Origin of the sequence: Bradyrhizobium centrosematis, assembly GCF_045571495.1 — a bacterium.
GTDB classification, from domain to species: Bacteria; Pseudomonadota; Alphaproteobacteria; order Rhizobiales; family Xanthobacteraceae; genus Bradyrhizobium; species Bradyrhizobium centrosematis.
The window spans coordinates 1,616,784-1,633,497 of record NZ_CP120703.1 but is presented as its reverse complement, the minus strand read 5'-3'; the positions used below and the strand labels follow the sequence as shown (position 1 = coordinate 1,633,497).

Genomic DNA, 16,714 nt, shown 5'->3' with positions numbered 1-16,714 from the left:
CCAGCGCGCGACGGCCATGACTATCCTTTCCGGCGACCAGATGGTCACCTCGAAGGAGACAACGATCATGGCAACCGAAACCAAATTACCTGTCACCAAAACGTCCACTGCACCTGCCGCAGTTAACGAGACATGGCAACCGTTCCAGGCGCTGAGGAACGAGATCGACCAGATCTTCGACGACTTTGGCAACGGCTTCTGGAAGCGGCCGTTCCGCTCGCTCGCACGGCTGGAGCGCGATCTGTCCAAGAACTTCAACGCGCCGGCGGTCGACGTCGCCGAAGGCGACAAGGCCTACGAGATCACGGCGGAGCTTCCCGGCCTCGACGAGAAGAACATCGAGGTCAAGCTCGTCAACGGTGGCCTCTCCATCCGAGGCGAGAAGAAGGAGGAGAGCGAAGAGAAGAAGAAAGACTATTACGTTTCAGAACGCCGCTACGGCTCCTTCGAGCGCTATTTCGCGCTGCCGGACGGGGTCAATGCCGACAAGATCGAGGCGACGTTCAAGAACGGCGTGCTCAAGGTCGTGCTGCCGAAAACCGAAGAAGCTCAGAAGCCGGCCAAGACCATCGATGTGAAGGCCGCCTGAAGGCCCATCGAGGCGAGGCTGCGGCAGACGCAGCCTCACCTTGCTCGCGCCGCTCGCCAAGACGGCGCACGATCATCTCCGCTTCGTCGTGGAATTGCCCAAGCACATGCATACCGCTGGCTGAACGCCCGCCGCTCGAGCTCGTGGCTCGAATGGCTGGTTTCCGTTCCCATTGCCATGGCAGCGCCGATCACCGCGCTATTCGCGCCAAGGCGGTATTTGAGGGTGCGGGGCTCGTCCTTCTCCCGTCGGGCTACGGACATCTCCTTACGTGATGCCCCCAAATTTCGGTCCGGCAATTTATCCGTTAGTAAGGTTTTGCAAGCACGCGCCGGCAAGGGGCCTGCAATGAACCACTCGATCTACACCGCGGATAAGGCAACACACCTGAAGGTGGTGGTCAGCGGATTGCTTGCCGGCATCGCCATCGTCGCAATCTCGCTGACCGTCCACCTCGCCCAACCCGAAATGACTGCGCGGAAGGCGGCGACCCTGGCGGTTCACCAGCCTCATCCAGTTCACACGCTGATCAGGATGGCGCAGCGTTAGGCGAGAAAAGGCTGTTGGGAGGGTATCCAGATGACAAGCGAAGCAATCAAGGCGCTGATGATATTCGCGATGTATGGCATCCTCGAGCTCGCGCTTTATTTTTCGGCGAGCGCAAGGCCGGCCAAGCAACCGGTCCGCTCGAGCGCCGGCCGGACCGCCAATCCCGATCTGACCGGCCGCGGGCCGGAAGATTAGGTCGGCCCGTTCGGCCGCCTGCCGGACGCTGCGTCCTCAAGAGGCCGGCGTCACAACGGTTCGTCATCCAGCGTCGACGGCTCCGCCTGCAGCGACACGAAATCACCGCCGCCATAATCGTCCTCCGGATCAGGACGGGCCGACTGAACGCAGAGGCGGTCATCGACACCCCGGACGCCTGATGCGTTCTCGCAAGCCACGATAGCCGCCTGATGCGCGTTGTCGCCCTTGACGACGCCACGCAGCGTGACCACCCCGTCCCTGACGCTGACGTTGAGGCCGATGGGCTGCCAGGGCATCCGCGCCATCGCCGCGAGCACCGAACGACGGATCTGATTGTCGTCATCCGAATAACCAGGGGCGCCGGTCAGCGGCCTGGCAACCGCGGACAAGAAGTCGGATCGGGTGATGATGCCGACCATGCGATCATTGCGCATGACCGGAACGTGGTTGAGGTGTCGGCGCTCCATGAGGTCGGCAATCTCCTCCAGCGGCGTATCCTCCCTGACCGTCGCCGGATCAGGCGTCATCACCTGCTCCACCTTGCGCCCATGCTCCTTCACGAACTCACGCGCAATCCGGTCCGTGCCGAGCAGGACCGCCAGCAGCCGGTTGCGGGTATGCTCCGTTTCGAGCTCGGCGCGTCTCAGGAAGTCACTTTCGCAGATGATGCCGACCAGCTTTCCCGCCGAATCCGTGACCGGCAGCCCGCTGATGTGGTGAGCCAGCATCACCTTGATGGCATCGGCGATCGGGGCCTCGGGCCGAATGCCTATCACCCGCCGGGACATGATCTGGTGCGCGCGCATGTGTTGGACTCCAAAGAGAGTTCACGGGTAATTGCCGCCCCAGATCGGGTCTTGATCGAGATCAACGCCCGGCCGGGATCCGGTGCCATGCTGCAATCAAATTTAGGACACCGGCATGCGCCTGCCAGCGCCGTTCATCGCCGCGATCTTCGCGGCAGTCGCAGCATCCAGCGGTGCGCCCGCTCAGCCCGCACCTGTCGACGTCTCCGCCGCGCTCTCCGATCTGATGACGCGGGTGCAGCTCCAGCATGCCAAGCTGTGGTTTGCAGGCAAGCTCAGCAATTGGAGTCTGGCGACTTACGAGATCCAACACATCGACGATGCCCTTGAACGGACGAGCAAGCTCGTGCCCGATCCCGCGCGGATCGTTGCGGCCAAGGTACAGCTCCAGGCCGTGCGGCAAGCGGTGCAGCAAAAAGACGTGCCCGCGTTCACCAAAGCGTATTCGGCGCTGACAAACGAGTGCAATAGTTGCCATCGGGCCAGCGGGTTCGCCTCAATCACAATCCAGGTACCTGTCCGGCCGCCGGTCACCAACCAATTGTTCGTCGATCAGCTCACCGAAGGCCGGGCACAGGCCCATGCGTCATGTGGACCATGCCATGTGGTGGAGGATGCCTCCAGGGAATCGCCGGCGTCCCGTCCGCCGGCGCCGAGCTTCCTGGAGATCATCGATCGCCCCTCGTTCTCCGCCGACGACATCAGGCAGTTCCTGACGTCAAGCCACCGCAGGCTCGGCCCCGGCCAGGCCATGCCCAATCCGCGGCTCGCGGAGTACCAGATCGACGCCATCGTGGCGTATCTCGAAACGTTGAAGGCCCATCCGCCGCGCTGAGGCGCGATGAGGTTTGGACGAATCGTCTTCGCGCTTCAAGCTATTGTTTGCGCATGATCTTTCCGGAAAACCGCTTCGCACTTGTCCGGATCATGCTTTGGGACGCGGCCTGCTCCAGCACCCGGCTGTCAGACGGTTGATCTCGGTCAAGCCGCGATCGGCAAAGCGCAGCATTGTGGACCTATCACAATCCGAACTGCGCCATCGTCATCCCAAGGCAGGCACATGAGAACCACAGACGGATCCGCTCCCCCACCTCACACGCACGCGCCGGCAGCGAAGACGTTTCTGTGGGGCGTCTCGACCTCGAGCTTCCAGATCGAGGGCGGCGCCCATTTGGACGGCCGCGGCGACAGCATCTGGGACGATTACTGCCGGCAGCAGGGCCGCATCAAGAACGGCGATACGGGCGATGTCGCCTGCGATCACTATCATCTCTTCCGCGAAGACATCGCGTTGATGCGCGAGATCGGCGTCGACGCGTACCGCTTCTCCATCTCCTGGCCGCGCGTCCTGCCGCAAGGACGCGGCGCCGCGAACGAGGCGGGCCTTGATTTCTACGACCGGCTCGTCGATGCATTGCTGGCTGCCGGCATAGAGCCCTGGATCTGCCTCTATCACTGGGATCTGCCGCAGGGGCTGCAGGATCTTGGAGGCTGGCAAAACCGCGACATTGCAGGCTGGTTTGCCGACTATGCCGCGCTCATGGCCCGACGGCTCGGCAACCGCGTCAAGCGGTTCGCGACGTTCAACGAACCATGCGTCTTCACGCTGTTCGGATATGGTCTCGGCTGGAATGCGCCTGGCATTGCCGACAGGGGCGCTCTGCACCGGGCCATCCATCACGTCAACCTCAGCCATGGCCGCGCCATCGACGTGCTGCGCCAATCGGTGCCGGGGGCATCGCTCGGCGCCATTCACAACCGCCAGCCTTGCTATCCCGCCACGCCTAGTGAGGAAGATGCGGCGGCGACACGACGCTTCGCGCCATACTGGAACGACGCGTTCCCTTATCCGCAACACTTTGCCTGCTATCCGCCGGAACTGGCCGCGGCGATCGAGCCATATGTCAAGCCCGGCGACATGGCGCAGATCGCGCGGCCGGTCGACTGGTTCGGGCTCAACCATTACTCACCGCACTACATCAGGGCTGACAGCAATGCGATCGGCGCCGGCTTCGGCGCACCGCCAGCCGAGGTACGACGGACCGCGATCGGCTGGCCCATCATTCCCGGCGCGTTCCGCGACACGCTGCTGGACATCGACCGCCGCTTCCGCCTGCCGATCTATGTACTGGAGAACGGCACCGCCGCGGACGACAAGCCCGACGAGACCGGCCGCGTCCAGGACACCGCCCGAATTGCCTATCTCGATGCCTATACAAGGGCGTTGCAGGACGCGATCCGGGCCGGGGCCAACGTCAAGGGCTATTTCGTATGGTCGCTGCTCGACAATTTCGAATGGGCGTCGGGCTATTCGCAGCGCTTCGGTCTCGTTCATGTCGACTTTGCCACGCAGAAGCGAACGCCGAAGGCATCGGCACATTGGTATTCAGATCTCATTCGAGCCGCGCGCAGGACGGAGGCTAGGACAGACGGTGCGGAGTCCGAGCACTCGACGAAACGGCCTGACGCGGTGACCGCGCCCATGGCCGCCGGCTAGGCTGATGACGACGATCCTCACGATCACGGCCAACCCGGCGGTCGACGTGTCGACATCGGTGGATAGGATCGTTCCCGTCGCCAAGCTGCGCGGCATCGGACAGCGTCGCGACCCCGGCGGCGGCGGCATCAACGTTGCGCGCGTCGTCAAGCGCCTCGGCGGCCATGCCATCGCGCTGTTTCCGGTGGGCGGCCTGACCGGCGACCTGCTGCAGCAATTGCTCGATCGTGAGGGCGTCGAAAGCCTGACCTTTCCGATCGCAGGAGAGACCCGCCAGGACTTCTTCGTCAGCGAGATCAGCACGGGCCAGCCCTATCGCTTCATCCTGCCGGGGCCACCTCTCGCCGAAAGCGAATGGCAGAGATGCCTTGCAATGCTGTCGGCGCTCGAGCCGTTTCCCCGGTTCGTGGTTGCGAGCGGAAGCCTGCCGGGCGGCGTGCCCGACGATTTCTATGCGAGGGTCGCAAGCATCGTTAGACAGCGCGGAGCCAGGATGATCCTCGACACGTCCGGTCCGGCCCTCGTGGCCGCGGTGGCGGAAGGGGTCGAACTGGTCAAGCCGAACCTGCGGGAGATGCGGGAGCTGGTCGGCCGCGAGCCGTCCGACGCCGCCGAATGGGAAGCTGCGGCCCGAACACTGGTGCGCAGCGGCAAGGCGGCGACGGTCGCCCTCACGATGGGGCATCTCGGCGCCGCGCTGGTGACGAGCGACCGGGTGCTGCGTGCGAGGCCTCTTGCGATCACGCCGGTCAGCGCCGTCGGCGCCGGCGACAGCTTTCTCGGCGCGCTGGTTCACGGGCTGGCATCCGGAGCCGATCTGGAGCACTGCTTCCGACAGGCCGTCGCCGCCGGCGCCGCGGCACTGCTCAATCCGGGCACCGAACTGTGCCGGCCGGACGACGTCAAACGTCTCGCCGCGCAGGTCACCCTCGCTACGGCAATTTGACCGGGTCAACCTGAAGCGGCTGGAGCTCCGGCTGCAGCGGCGAGGCCTGCCGGTTGAGGCGGTCGAGCGACAGCAGGAGGCCGCCGACACGTTCCAGCGATGACACCCAATCGGCGATGCGCGCGTAATTGTCGACAACCCAGTTGAACGAGGCCTGCACCAGCGTGAACGCCGCCGCCGCTTGCGTAAGCTCGCCCAGCGTCATGGCCCCTGAGAGAAATTTCGGCGCGCAGAGCACCAGGCCGATGATGGGAGCCAGCAGCGAGTTGCCATGCGACACGATGGTCGTTCGCATCAATTGCCAGCACAGGCGGCGCCACTGATGGATGGTCGCCCGGAGAGCGCTGCGAAGATCACGGCAGACTTCCGGCCGTTGCCCTTGGGGTGCGACCCCCTCCCCGATGTCGCGGAGCTGGTGCGCCGCCGTGATCAATTCCGCCTCGGCCTGGTTCTTGATCTGGACCAGCCGGGTCAGGGGCGCCCCGACCAGCGTCATTGCCGTCGTGACGATGCCGGAATAGACCGCCACACCGATGACGAGGTAGCCCGGAAGCCGGACCGAATGGCTTCCCACGGGCAACGCGATGTCGCCGCCAACGGTCCAGAGGACCTGAATGAAGATGATGGCGCTGAGCAGCGAGGAAACCAGTCCAAGCGCAAGGTCGATCGGCGCGTCCGTTGCGATCCTGACGTCCTCGGCGATTCTGTATTCGGGTATCTGCCGCTCGCTCTGCACGGCCGCAAGGCGGGCGTAGCGGTCATCTTCGATCCAATAGTCTATCACCTTGCCGGTCAGCCATTCCCGCCATTGTCTCTGCGCGGTCATGCGGCCCCAGACCGAGGTGACGGCGAGTGCAATGCTTCCGATGCACAATGGGACGAGCAGGAATGCCTGCCCTTTCAGCCGCGCGGGGTCGCGGCTCTCCAGCGCATCGAAGAAATCGCGATTCCAATAGTTGAAGCGAAATTGCACGTAGAGCTGCAGGACGACGACGAGGACCAACAATGCGCATAGCGCCCATACGGGCCAGGCCCGCGCGCCCCGCCAGAAGCCGGAGGCGGCCTGCCAAAATCGCGCCCTCTCCCGCAAGGAGGTGTTCTGCTCTGGTTCGGTCATCATCGACGTTCATTGCTAAGGCGACCATGTGCTGCACACTTGATCTTCCGCAAACCAATGGTGCGAAGATGCCGGAAGATGCTCGCGCTCAGGCTGGTTTTGCAGTGCGGGAGAATGCACGTGGACACGTCAACCTACATTCGCTGGTTCAGGGACATAGGTCTTGCCGACGTGCCGCTGGTCGGAGGCAAGACAGCTTCGCTGGGCGAACTTTATTCAGCGCTGACACCGCAGGGCGTCAAGGTCCCGAACGGCTTTGCGCTGACCGCAGCGACGTATCGGGACGCCCTGACCGAGGCTGGCGCGTGGGACAAGCTCAAGCCGCTTCTCGCCGGCATCGACAAGCGGCGGATCGCCGATCTTGCGCGGCGTGCCGCCGCGGCCCGCGCGATCGTCTACGCGGCGACCGACCGCGAAGATCTCCGTCGTCAGGCCGTGCAGGCGTATCGGCAGTTGGAGCAGGAATACGGACGCAATGTCGCGGTCGCGGTCCGTAGCTCGGCCACGGCCGAAGACCTGCCGACCGCAAGTTTTGCCGGACAGCACGACAGCTTCCTCAACATCCGCGGCGCCGACGGGCTGATGGAAGCCTGCCGCCGCTGCTTTGCCTCCCTGTTCACCGATCGTGCGATCTCCTATCGGATCGACAACGGTTTCGATCATTTCAAGGTCGCGCTGTCGGTTGCCGTCATGAAGATGGTCCGCTCGGATCTTGCGGCCAGCGGCGTCACCTTCACGCTCGACACCGAGACCGGTTTCCGAGACGTCGTATTCGTGACCGGAGCGTACGGGCTGGGAGACAATGTCGTACAGGGCGTCGCGGACCCCGACGAGTTCTACGTCCACAAGCCGACCTTCGACGCCGGCTTCCGGGCGGTTCTGTCGCGCCGTCTTGGATCGAAGGCCAAGCGAATGGTCTATGGCCGCGGCCACAACGCCACCCGGAACGTGGCAACGCAGCCGAACGAGCGCCGCCGCTTCTGCATCGACGACACCGAAGTCTTGACGCTGGCCGAATGCGCGCTTCTCGTCGAGAAGCACTATTCGCAGAAGTCGGGCAAGCCGACCCCGATGGACGTGGAATGGGCCAAGGACGGCAGAGACGGCTCGCTCTACATCATCCAGGCCCGCCCCGAGACGGTCGCCTCCCGCCGCAAACCGGAGGCGTTGGAACGCTACACGTTGAAGTCGTCCGGAAAGGCATTGGCCGAAGGCCGCGCCGTCGGCGAAAAGATCGCGGCAGGACGCATCCGGCTGATCAGAAACGAGCGGGAGCTCCGGAAATTCCGTCCAGGCGAGGTGCTGGTCGCGACGGCGACGAGCCCGGACTGGGAGCCGGTCATGAAGCTCGCCGCGGCGATCGTGACCGATCACGGCGGCCGGACCTGCCATGCCGCCATCATCGCACGCGAGCTCGGAGTGCCCGCGGTGGTCGGAACCGGCAGCTTCAGCAAAAGAGCGAAGACCGGCACGGCGGTGACGGTGTCCTGCGCCGAAGGCGATATCGGCCACGTGCTCGAGGGGGCGCTGCCTTACGAAGTCGAGCAGATTTCAACCGAACACCTTCGAAAGCCCCGCACCGAGATCATGGTGAACCTCGGTAATCCCGAGATCGCATTCAAGAGCGCGTCCCTGCCGAGCGACGGCGTCGGTCTTGCCCGCATGGAGTTCATCATCAACCAGCATGTCGGTATCCACCCCATGGCGCTTGCCTGCCCCGACAAGGTGTCTTCGGCGCACGACCGGCAAAAGATCAAGCTGCTGACCGCGCGCTACAAGCAACCTTCCGAGTTCTTTGTCGAGCGGCTTTCGGAGGGTGTGGGCACCATCGCCGCGGCGTTCTATCCCCGGCCCGTGATCGTGCGCCTGTCCGATTTCAAGACCAATGAATATGCCAATTTGCTCGGCGGCGCTGGTTTCGAACCCCGCGAGGAAAATCCGATGCTCGGCTTCCGCGGCGCCGCGCGCTACGCGCACCCCGCCTATGCGAAGGGCTTTGCGCTGGAATGCGCGGCCCTGAAGCGGGTGCGCGAGGCAATGGGACTTACCAATCTCAAGATCATGATTCCATTCTGCCGGCGCGTCGAGGAAGCGCGCAAGGTCATTGAGACCATGGCCACTCATGGGCTGAAACGAGGCGACAACGGCCTGCAGATCTTCATGATGTGCGAGATACCGAACAACGTTATCCTGATCGACCAGTTCGCGCAATTGTTCGACGGCTTCTCCATCGGCTCCAACGATCTCACCCAGCTCACGCTCGGCGTCGACCGGGACTCCGAGATCGTCGCATTCGACTTCGACGAGCGCGACCCCGGCATGCTGCAAATGCTGTCGATGGCCGTGCTGGGCGCCAAGCGAAACCGCCGCCATGTCGGGATCTGCGGCGAGGCGCCGGCAAATTATCCGGAGATCGCGAAGTTCCTGGCTGAACTCGGCATCGACTCGATCAGCGTCAATCCGTCGAGTGTGTTGCGGACCATCGAGATCGTCCGCACTGCCGAGCGCGCCAGCACTGGAGCCCGACGGGCCGCGGGCTAAAGCATGATCCGGAAAAGTGCGAAGCGGTTTTCCGGAACGATGATGCGGACAACAACCTAAAACGCGATGACGATTGACCCAAATCTCATCGCGCTTTAGGGCGCGTGGTCCGGCGATGCAGATCGAGCGCCTCTCGCACCTCATCGTCCTCGAGGGCATCCCTGAGGGCGCGATCGGCCTGCCTGGCGTCCGCGACCGGCTCGCCGCGTTCAGGTGCGGGGATCTCGCTTGTTTGCTTCGTCACGCCCGCCTGCGCCGGCTGACCATTCCCGGCCATTGCACATCCTCCCGTCGCGTCGGCGTCAATGTGACATCAGAAGGCAGACCGGAGCCTGCTGCAGCAGGCTCTGCGTCATGCCGCCGAAAATCCATTCCCCCAGCCGGCTATGCCCATATCCGCCGGTGACGATGAGGTCGGCGCCGACGTCGGCGGCCAGACGAACGAGATAGCCCGCGTCGGACTCCGCCGTATGCACGCGCACCTCGTTCTGGCAATTGACGCCGTGGCGCTGAAGATATCTGGCCACGTCCCGCACCCGATCATGCGCCGCATCCTGTTCGGTTGCCGGACAGATCTCGGCGATCGTGACTTGCGAAGCTCGCGTCAGAAATGGCAGTGCGTCGCGAACGGCCAGTCGCGCCTCGCGGGCATCCTTCCAGCCGACCACGATCCGGTCGCCCGACAATCTGGTGACGCCGACCGGCACCGAAAGAAGCGGACGGCCCAGCCGCAACATGGCTCCGGCCGCATCGAGGTAATGAGAGGACTTGGCCTTCAGCTGGCTGCGCCGCACCACGACGAGGTCTGCCGCCCTGGACTGCTCGACCAGAAACTCGGTCGGAAAGCCGATCGCCCAATGCCATTCGACCTTCTCGCGCGGCAGGCGAACGATGCGCCTGAACCACGCCTCCTTGGCCACGAGAGTTGCGCGGATGCGTTCGAGATCCTCCGCGGTGGTCTGCTCGATGATCACGCCTTCGGCGACGAACGGAGGCTCTACCGCGATCGCCGAGACGCCGAGCAGAGCTGCCCCAAAACCCTCCGCGATGCCTTCGGCGACGGCAATTTGCCCTTCGTCCTGCTGCTGGGAATCGACATAGACCATGACGCTGGCAAGAGACATTGCTTCGCTCCTTGGCTCGGATGGCCGTTTATCGCGCGTTTCCGAGCCACGCCGTTGACGCAAATCAAGCGCCCCACGGCCATCCCTTGTCGCCTTCGCTACCGCGGAAGAGTGCCATCCGGTCCATCGCCAACCAAGGCGTGATCGGGGGTCATGTCATTCGGGCGTGAGGGAAAAATTGTCCTCGCAGCTGGGGCTCCCTTTGATCCCGATCAAACCGATCGGCGGGAACGAGTGCACGATTTTGATCATCATGGAGGTTTGTCATGCAAGCACAGGACGTGATGATTGCACCGGTGGTGACCGTGGGCGCAGATGCGACCGTTCGCCAAGTCGCCAAGATCCTGCTCGAGCGCCATATCAGCGCAGTGCCCGTCGTCGATGCGGACAACAACATTCTCGGGATCGTAACCGAAAGCGACCTCATGCATCGAAGCGAAGCCGGAACCGAGCGCCGATATGCCTGGTGGCTTCGCCTCCTGGCCGGCGACGCGCAAATGGCGAACGACTACGTCAGAGAGCATGCGGTCAAGGTCAAGGATATCATGACGCGCGAGGTCGTCACTGCCAGTCCCGAGACGCCGCTGAGCGACATCGCGATGCTGCTTGAGAACCGCCAGATCAAAACTGTACCCATCGTCAACAGGCAGGGGCAACTCGTCGGGATCGTCAGCCGGGCCAATCTGCTGCAGGCTGTCGCAAGCGCCAGGCCCAAGCTCGAGATTTCACTTCCCGACGCGACAATCAGGAAGAAATTCCTCGATGAGATCAAGAGTCAACCCTGGGCCCACACGTTCAACCTGAACGCGACCGTCAAAGACGGCGTCATCGACCTCTGGGGCTTCGCGCCATCCGTGGCAGAACGCACGGCCATCCGCGTAGCGGCCGAGGCGATCCCGGGCGTCGTTCTGGTGAACGATCATTTGCTCGAAACGCCGACTTTCATTTACTGACGCGGCCTGGATTGCGAGCTCGTGCGTAGCAGGGATTTTGCGAATTTTGCACCATCCAGCATGTGTCGCTGCATGCCGCCCACGTGACCTTGGCCTGAGAGGCATCCGTGCGGTTCTCAGGCACGCGCCCGCCACAGCGTCGCGGCAAGCAACAGGTAGGCCGCGCAGGTCCACAGCGCCTGCCAGTTCGCCGGCCCTTCGTTGAAGCTCACATAGATCGCCGCTCCGACAAACAGACCGGCAAACAGCGACTCCGCCATGGGACGGCTTCCCTTGTCCGCCGGATTGAGCAGCGCCACGGTCGCGAAAGGCACCGCCGCCATGGTGAGCGCGGCAAAGGGAAAGTCGATATTACGGGGATCAAATACGAGCGCGACCGCGGTCGCCGCACCGATGACGGCAGTCGCCGACAAGGCCAGTCCGTAAAGGCTCACCCATATCGACTCGGTCCGGTAGCCCTTCGGGCCGAACAATTGCTGGAAACTTGGCGGGGGGCGGCCCGACATCACGGCCTGGGCGCCGAGCAGCGCAGACATGGTCGCTGCCGCCAGCAGGGCGCTCCACAGCAGCCAACCGCCCACGCCGACGCTTTCAAAGAACACCTTTTGGGCAGCCACTCCAAACAGGATTCCAGCGGTGGTTGCCATTATTCCGACCGCGAACCAGGAAGCCAGGCTGGATGCCCTGGGTCGACGACGCAAGGTCGGCCAAGCCGCACCGAAGGTAAATGCGGACAGCGCAATTCCACTCCACATTTGCAGCTTCCAGAGCGGATGATTGCTGACGGCGAGGCCCGGAGGATATTTCAGCGTGCGCCGCTCGCCTCCGAACAGGCCCCATGACCCGCCCACGGTGCCCTCGATGTCTCGTTTCCAGGGTTCGTCGTAGGCCTCAAACAGGTTGACGCGGAAATTCTCGCGCCGGGCAAGACTGAGAACCTCCGAGACCACGCGAGCCTGATTGATAGGTGAAGGCAGTGCCGATTCCCGCATCCGTCCCTGGCTTGGCCAACCTATCTCTCCGATCAGGATTTCCTTGCCCGGAAATGCCGACGCGATCTCTCGACGAATTTTGTCGGCATGCGCAGCGGCGGATTCCGCCGGGATTGGTACATTCTCCCAATATGGCAGGATATGGATCGTGACGAAATCGACGGCGTCATGGAGTTCACGATTAGCCAGCCAGAACTCCCAGACGTCGGCATAGGTGACTGGGACGCTGACCTGCGCCTTGACCGAGCGGATCGTCGCTATCAGATCGGATACCGTTATGTCCTTACGCAACAATGTCTCGTTGCCGACGACCAGTGCGATGATGGTCCCGGGATAGTCCCTGGCGAGGCGTATCGCGGTCTTAATCTGTGTCTGATTCTTCTGCTGATCCTTGTCGAGAAAGATTCCCTGAATCACTTTCAGCCCCGCCCTCGATGCAAGCTCGGGGATCTGATCGAGGCCGAGATCGGTGGCATAGGTGCGGATGCAGTTGGATATTTCGGCAAGCTGCGCAAGGTCTTCCGCGATCTGCTCACGCGATACCTGAGTGGCGGGCGAAAGCGACGTCTGGTGGTTGCGGAACGGGGCGTATGAGATGCATTGGACCTTGTCGCTTGGATCAATCGGCGCGCGCGCCAGATTGATTGGCGTTCCCAACCAGCTCCAGACGGCAGTGATGACGCCGAGCGATATCAGCAGAAGCATCAGCGGAACGTAGAGCGAATTGACTCGCCTCCGTGCGGGCGGAAGCGGCTGCTTGGTGAACCAGCTTATCTTATGGACCTCCTGTTCACCTGCAGAGGGCGGCTCCTCGAGCGCAGCGATGTGGCGGGTGCGTAGCATCGCTCACACCTGCGCCTGCAGGGAAAGCATGAGAATCATGCAACTGGGTTCGTTCATTGGCTCTCCCGAACCGAGCCCGGAATTGGTTACGCTTCTACAAACTCGTGGATCAAGATCAACTCCTCAGCCATCCATGGATGGGCGAGCATCGATCGTCAACTGCCCACAGCGCCTGCTATGCTCAGCGAACCTGCCCGGCTTCGAGCTCGCCGTCTTGACTTGCGTCAAGTGATGGGCTCAAGGCACGTCACGTCTGCGCGCCGGCCCGTCCTACTCGATCGACGTCATCTGCCGCCGGCGCAGCTCGGACGGGCTGTGCCCGAATTTCCTGCGAAACACCGTGCTGAAATGCGACGAGCTGCTGAAGCCCAGCCGAAAGGCGATTTCGGTCACTGACAGCGCGCGCAGCTCCGGGCGCATCAGCGCGTCGTAGCAACGCTGTAGGCGGCGGTTCAAGATCCACTCGGACACCGACATCTCGGTCGAGCGAAACAGATAATGCAGATGCCGGAGCGAGACGCCGTTGCTCCTGGCAATCTTCTCCAGCGACAGGTCAGGTTCGGTCAGGTGCTCCTCGATCCAGGCCTTGACGGAGCGCAGGCGTGCCTTCCGCGCCGTCGCATCCTCCGAGAATTCGTCCTTGTCGCCCATGTCCAGCGCGAGCGCCAGAACGTCCATCAGCTCATGACCGAGCCGAGCTCGCGCAGTCTCCTCCAGGCTTGATGCCTCCGAGGCCAGCAGCGCGCAGAATTCGGCGGCGATCCGTCCCAAGCCCCGCCCGGTCGCGATCGTCGCCGCGAACGGCATCTTTCCTTCGGCGAAGCGCGACGAAAACTCCTTGCGCGGGATCTCCAAATACAACGACCGGAAGCGGTCCGAGCACTCCAGATCGTAGGCCTCGGAGGCCGAGAAAATCGCGCCGGTGCCGGGGCTGGTCGCCAGGGTCTGGCCGGCCTGGAGCACGTCCATGCTGCCCTGTTGCAGAAACTGGACGTAGTAACAGTCCTTGTCGAGCCTGGCGATGTGCCGCTCGCGCCGCGATATCCGCTGCTTCGACAGGAAGACGTCGCTCATCGTGACCGGGCCAAATTGCGCCTCGCGGATAAAGCCTTGATAGTCGGCCGGCTTCACCGCGTTCACGTCGACATGGACGTAGTGGTCGCAGATGGCATCTTGCCAGGCAGCAAAGCGCTTGGCTGGGTCCAGCTCCTCGGTCGTAAACACCAGATCCATCGGCGGCCCGTTGCGGCGGGGTTCGGCTGTGCAGCGCACAAAAATCCGTTGGTCTCAATCTTAGGTTCCTGTCAGCTTCGCGCAAGGCACTTTGCGCGCCAGCGCAAAAGGTTTGCGCGTTGACGCAAGCCACGTTGAGGCCTCTCGCCTATCAAGCGCAAAACAACTCATGGACGGGGGAGGCAAGCGCGCGTCGAGACGGCGATCCCGAGACGCGCGATGCCGATCCCTGGGGATGGCAAACGATGAAGCGCGTTCGGGTCAGCCAGCAGGAAATCGTGTTTGCGGTCTTCGCTGCACTCTTCCTGAGCTTCTCGATCTTCCTGCAGGACTTCCTCTCCGCCGACAACATGCTGACATTGCTGCAGAACGTGGCGGTGCTGGGCATTCTTGGCCTGGGAATGGCGATCGTCGTGATCGGCCGCGGCATCGATCTGTCGCTGATCGCTGCCCTCGCGGTCCCCGGCGGCCTCGTGCTGCAGATGGTGCAAAACGGACACTCGCTGCCGGCCCCGCTGCTTTCGGCCGGCCTGCTGGCGATCGCGATCGGTCTCGTCAACGGCTGGCTCATCGCCTATGCGGAAGTGCCGCCCTTGTTCGCGACGCTGGCGACCGGCCTGTTCGTCGCCGGTCTCGGCCAGGCCGCCCTCTTTCAGCTCGACGTCGTGCAATGGAGCGACGGCATGGCCGGCTTCGAGCGGCTCGGCCAGGGCAGCATCCTCGGCATTCCCACCTCGATCGTCATGTTCGCAATCGCCTGCGTCGTGGTTTTCGTGCTGCTGCGCAAGACGCGCTGGGGCGCCTACATCTACGCGATCGGCGACAACCCGTTCGCCGCGCGCGTCACCGGCATCCCGTCGCGGCCCATCATCGTGCTGCAATATGTCCTTGCGGCGCTGATCGGCTGCTTTGCCGGGCTCGTGATGGCGGCGTCCGTCAACTCCATGCCGACCCGCATCTTCAACTCGACGCTGATCTACGACGTCATCCTCGTCGTCGTGCTCGGCGGGATCGGGCTGTCCGGCGGACGCGGCGGGGTCGTCAACGTCATCATCGGCACGCTGCTGATCGGAACGATGCTGAACGGAATGACGATCCTCAACATCCCCTATGCCGGCCAGAACCTCATCAAGGGCCTCGTGCTCCTGGTCGCGGTCATCACCGACACGTTCCTCAATCCACGCAACGAAGAAACGGCCCAACAGGGCGACATCTGATCTGCCCGAGAGAATACGCCTGTCCAACAAGGAGGAAGACAATGGCCTGTATCCATAAGTTCGCGCTCGGAAGTATCGCCGCATTGGCGCTTTCGGCCGGCGCGGTTCCGGCCCTCGCCCAACAGGGCCTCGATGAGCCGTTTCAAAAGACCTTCCGGGAAGCACTTGCCGGCAAGACCGTCGCCTATGTGCCGGTCGCGATGAACTTCGACCTGACCGAAGGCTGGTACGCCGGCCTCAAGAAGGAGCTCGAGCCGTTCGGCGTCAAGTTCGTCATTCGTGACCCCAATTGGAATACCAATGCGGGCGCGCAGGCGGTCACCTCGCTGATCTCCGAGAAACCGGCGGTCATGGTGATTCACAATCCGGACGTCCAGACCTACGCCAAGCTGCTGCAGCGCGCCGAGAACGAAGGGATCTACGTCATCCAGATCAACATGGGCTCCGCCTATCGCAGCTCGGCCTTCGTCGGCGCCAACTGGATCGAGATCGGCGAGCGCCAGACCGAGGGCGTGGTGAAGGCCTGCCAAGGCAAGTCGAACAAGATCGCCATCATCCAGGGCGCGCTCTCCGCGGCCGCCAGCGCCTATACGCTCAAGGGCGTCGAGAACGTTCTCGCCAAGCATCCCGAGATCAAGGTCGTCTCCAGCCAGGCCGCCGATTGGGACGCCGCCAAGGCCAAGGCGATCACCCAGACGGTGCTGAAGCAGAACCCTGATCTCTGCGGCATCGTCGGGTTCTGGGACGGCATGGACATCGGCACCGCCGCCGCGATCAAGGAGGCCGGCCTGACCGGCAAAGTGTTCCTGGCCACCTCAGGCGGCGGCGAGCGCAAGGGCGCGTGCGAGCTCGTGAAGAACGGCTCGTTCGACCTCAACATGAGCTACGACGTGCCGACACAGGCGGCGCAGATGGCCGGCACGATCAAATGGCTGCTGTCGTCGGGTGCCAAGCCGGGCTCGGTCAAGGGCTCCGAATACACCACGCTGATTCCGATCACCAAGGAGAACGCCGACAGCCAGATGGCGTGCTGGAATCTCTCCGATCTCAAGAAGTGATCGCATTCGACGACGCGCGTTCCGCCCTTCGGGGGCGGAGCGCGCAACTTT

General features: G+C 63.2%; 16 protein-coding genes. 10 read left to right on the top strand and 6 right to left on the bottom strand.

From position 1 onward, the window contains the following. Nucleotides 1-67 precede the first annotated feature (67 nt). The 3 genes from P6U31_RS07790 to P6U31_RS07780 all read left to right on the top strand — a co-directional run bounded on the left by P6U31_RS07790 (nucleotide 68) and on the right by P6U31_RS07780 (nucleotide 1,333). Nucleotides 68-589, top strand: a complete 522-nt coding sequence (locus P6U31_RS07790) for an Hsp20/alpha crystallin family protein (RefSeq protein ID WP_407189784.1) — start codon at nucleotides 68-70, stop codon at nucleotides 587-589. Nucleotides 590-937: 348 nt separating this feature from the next. Further along, a complete protein-coding gene (locus P6U31_RS07785) occupies nucleotides 938-1,138 on the top strand; it encodes a hypothetical protein (RefSeq protein ID WP_407187639.1) in 201 nt (66 codons plus the stop codon). Between the two features lie 30 nt (nucleotides 1,139-1,168). Beyond that, on the top strand, nucleotides 1,169-1,333 hold the full coding sequence (locus P6U31_RS07780; protein WP_407187638.1) for a hypothetical protein: 165 nt from the start codon (nucleotides 1,169-1,171) through the stop codon (nucleotides 1,331-1,333). Between the two features lie 50 nt (nucleotides 1,334-1,383). Here the strand turns inward: P6U31_RS07780 and P6U31_RS07775 are convergent, their stop codons facing one another. After that, nucleotides 1,384-2,142, bottom strand: coding sequence for a CBS domain-containing protein (locus P6U31_RS07775; RefSeq protein ID WP_407187637.1), 759 nt, complete (start codon nucleotides 2,140-2,142; stop codon nucleotides 1,384-1,386). A gap of 115 nt (nucleotides 2,143-2,257) precedes the next feature. Here P6U31_RS07775 and P6U31_RS07770 point away from each other — a divergent pair, with 115 nt between their 5' ends. The 3 genes from P6U31_RS07770 (at nucleotide 2,258) to P6U31_RS07760 (ending at nucleotide 5,585) form a co-directional block, all read left to right on the top strand. Continuing rightward, nucleotides 2,258-2,977, top strand: coding sequence for a c-type cytochrome (locus P6U31_RS07770; RefSeq protein WP_407187636.1), 720 nt, complete (start codon nucleotides 2,258-2,260; stop codon nucleotides 2,975-2,977). A 225-nt stretch (nucleotides 2,978-3,202) separates the two neighbouring features. Continuing rightward, entirely contained in the window at nucleotides 3,203-4,639 is a 1,437-nt protein-coding gene (locus P6U31_RS07765) for a GH1 family beta-glucosidase (protein WP_407187635.1), read from the top strand. Between the two features lie 4 nt (nucleotides 4,640-4,643). Further along, nucleotides 4,644-5,585 (top strand): 1-phosphofructokinase family hexose kinase, encoded by a 942-nt coding sequence (locus tag P6U31_RS07760; protein WP_407187634.1) that lies wholly within the window; start codon nucleotides 4,644-4,646, stop codon nucleotides 5,583-5,585. Here P6U31_RS07760 and P6U31_RS07755 read toward each other — a convergent pair. Next, complete coding sequence (locus P6U31_RS07755; RefSeq protein ID WP_407189783.1) at nucleotides 5,572-6,702, bottom strand: SbmA/BacA-like family transporter; 1,131 nt, start codon at nucleotides 6,700-6,702, stop codon at nucleotides 5,572-5,574. The two genes, P6U31_RS07760 and P6U31_RS07755, sit on opposite strands and share 14 nt — an antisense overlap. Nucleotides 6,703-6,816: 114 nt before the next feature. Here P6U31_RS07755 and ppsA point away from each other — a divergent pair, with 114 nt between their 5' ends. Beyond that, nucleotides 6,817-9,243 (top strand): phosphoenolpyruvate synthase, encoded by a 2,427-nt coding sequence (gene ppsA, locus P6U31_RS07750; protein WP_407187633.1) that lies wholly within the window; start codon nucleotides 6,817-6,819, stop codon nucleotides 9,241-9,243. A gap of 85 nt (nucleotides 9,244-9,328) precedes the next feature. Here the strand turns inward: ppsA and P6U31_RS07745 are convergent, their stop codons facing one another. Together P6U31_RS07745 and P6U31_RS07740 are read right to left on the bottom strand one after the other, a co-directional pair. Next, nucleotides 9,329-9,520 carry a hypothetical protein gene (locus tag P6U31_RS07745; protein WP_407187632.1) on the bottom strand — a complete coding sequence of 64 codons (192 nt, stop codon included), beginning with the start codon at nucleotides 9,518-9,520 and terminating at the stop codon, nucleotides 9,329-9,331. 25 nt (nucleotides 9,521-9,545) lie between these two features. Beyond that, nucleotides 9,546-10,367: a universal stress protein gene (locus P6U31_RS07740; RefSeq protein WP_407187631.1), complete on the bottom strand. Its 822-nt coding sequence runs from the start codon at nucleotides 10,365-10,367 to the stop codon at nucleotides 9,546-9,548. Nucleotides 10,368-10,633: 266 nt separating this feature from the next. On the opposite strand from P6U31_RS07740, the gene P6U31_RS07735 reads away from it, so the two are divergent. Next, nucleotides 10,634-11,320 carry a CBS domain-containing protein gene (locus P6U31_RS07735; RefSeq protein ID WP_407187630.1) on the top strand — a complete coding sequence of 229 codons (687 nt, stop codon included), beginning with the start codon at nucleotides 10,634-10,636 and terminating at the stop codon, nucleotides 11,318-11,320. A gap of 116 nt (nucleotides 11,321-11,436) precedes the next feature. Here P6U31_RS07735 and P6U31_RS07730 read toward each other — a convergent pair whose 3' ends face one another. Together P6U31_RS07730 and P6U31_RS07725 are read right to left on the bottom strand one after the other, a co-directional pair. Further along, nucleotides 11,437-13,017: a beta-(1-6) glucans synthase gene (locus tag P6U31_RS07730; RefSeq protein WP_407189782.1), complete on the bottom strand. Its 1,581-nt coding sequence runs from the start codon at nucleotides 13,015-13,017 to the stop codon at nucleotides 11,437-11,439. A gap of 408 nt (nucleotides 13,018-13,425) precedes the next feature. After that, nucleotides 13,426-14,388 carry a helix-turn-helix domain-containing protein gene (locus tag P6U31_RS07725; RefSeq protein ID WP_407187629.1) on the bottom strand — a complete coding sequence of 321 codons (963 nt, stop codon included), beginning with the start codon at nucleotides 14,386-14,388 and terminating at the stop codon, nucleotides 13,426-13,428. 245 nt (nucleotides 14,389-14,633) lie between these two features. Here P6U31_RS07725 and P6U31_RS07720 point away from each other — a divergent pair, with 245 nt between their 5' ends. Continuing rightward, nucleotides 14,634-15,605, top strand: a complete 972-nt coding sequence (locus P6U31_RS07720; protein ID WP_407187628.1) for an ABC transporter permease — start codon at nucleotides 14,634-14,636, stop codon at nucleotides 15,603-15,605. Between the two features lie 41 nt (nucleotides 15,606-15,646). After that, nucleotides 15,647-16,663, top strand: coding sequence for a sugar ABC transporter substrate-binding protein (locus P6U31_RS07715; protein ID WP_128923868.1), 1,017 nt, complete (start codon nucleotides 15,647-15,649; stop codon nucleotides 16,661-16,663). Nucleotides 16,664-16,714: the final 51 nt, after the last annotated feature.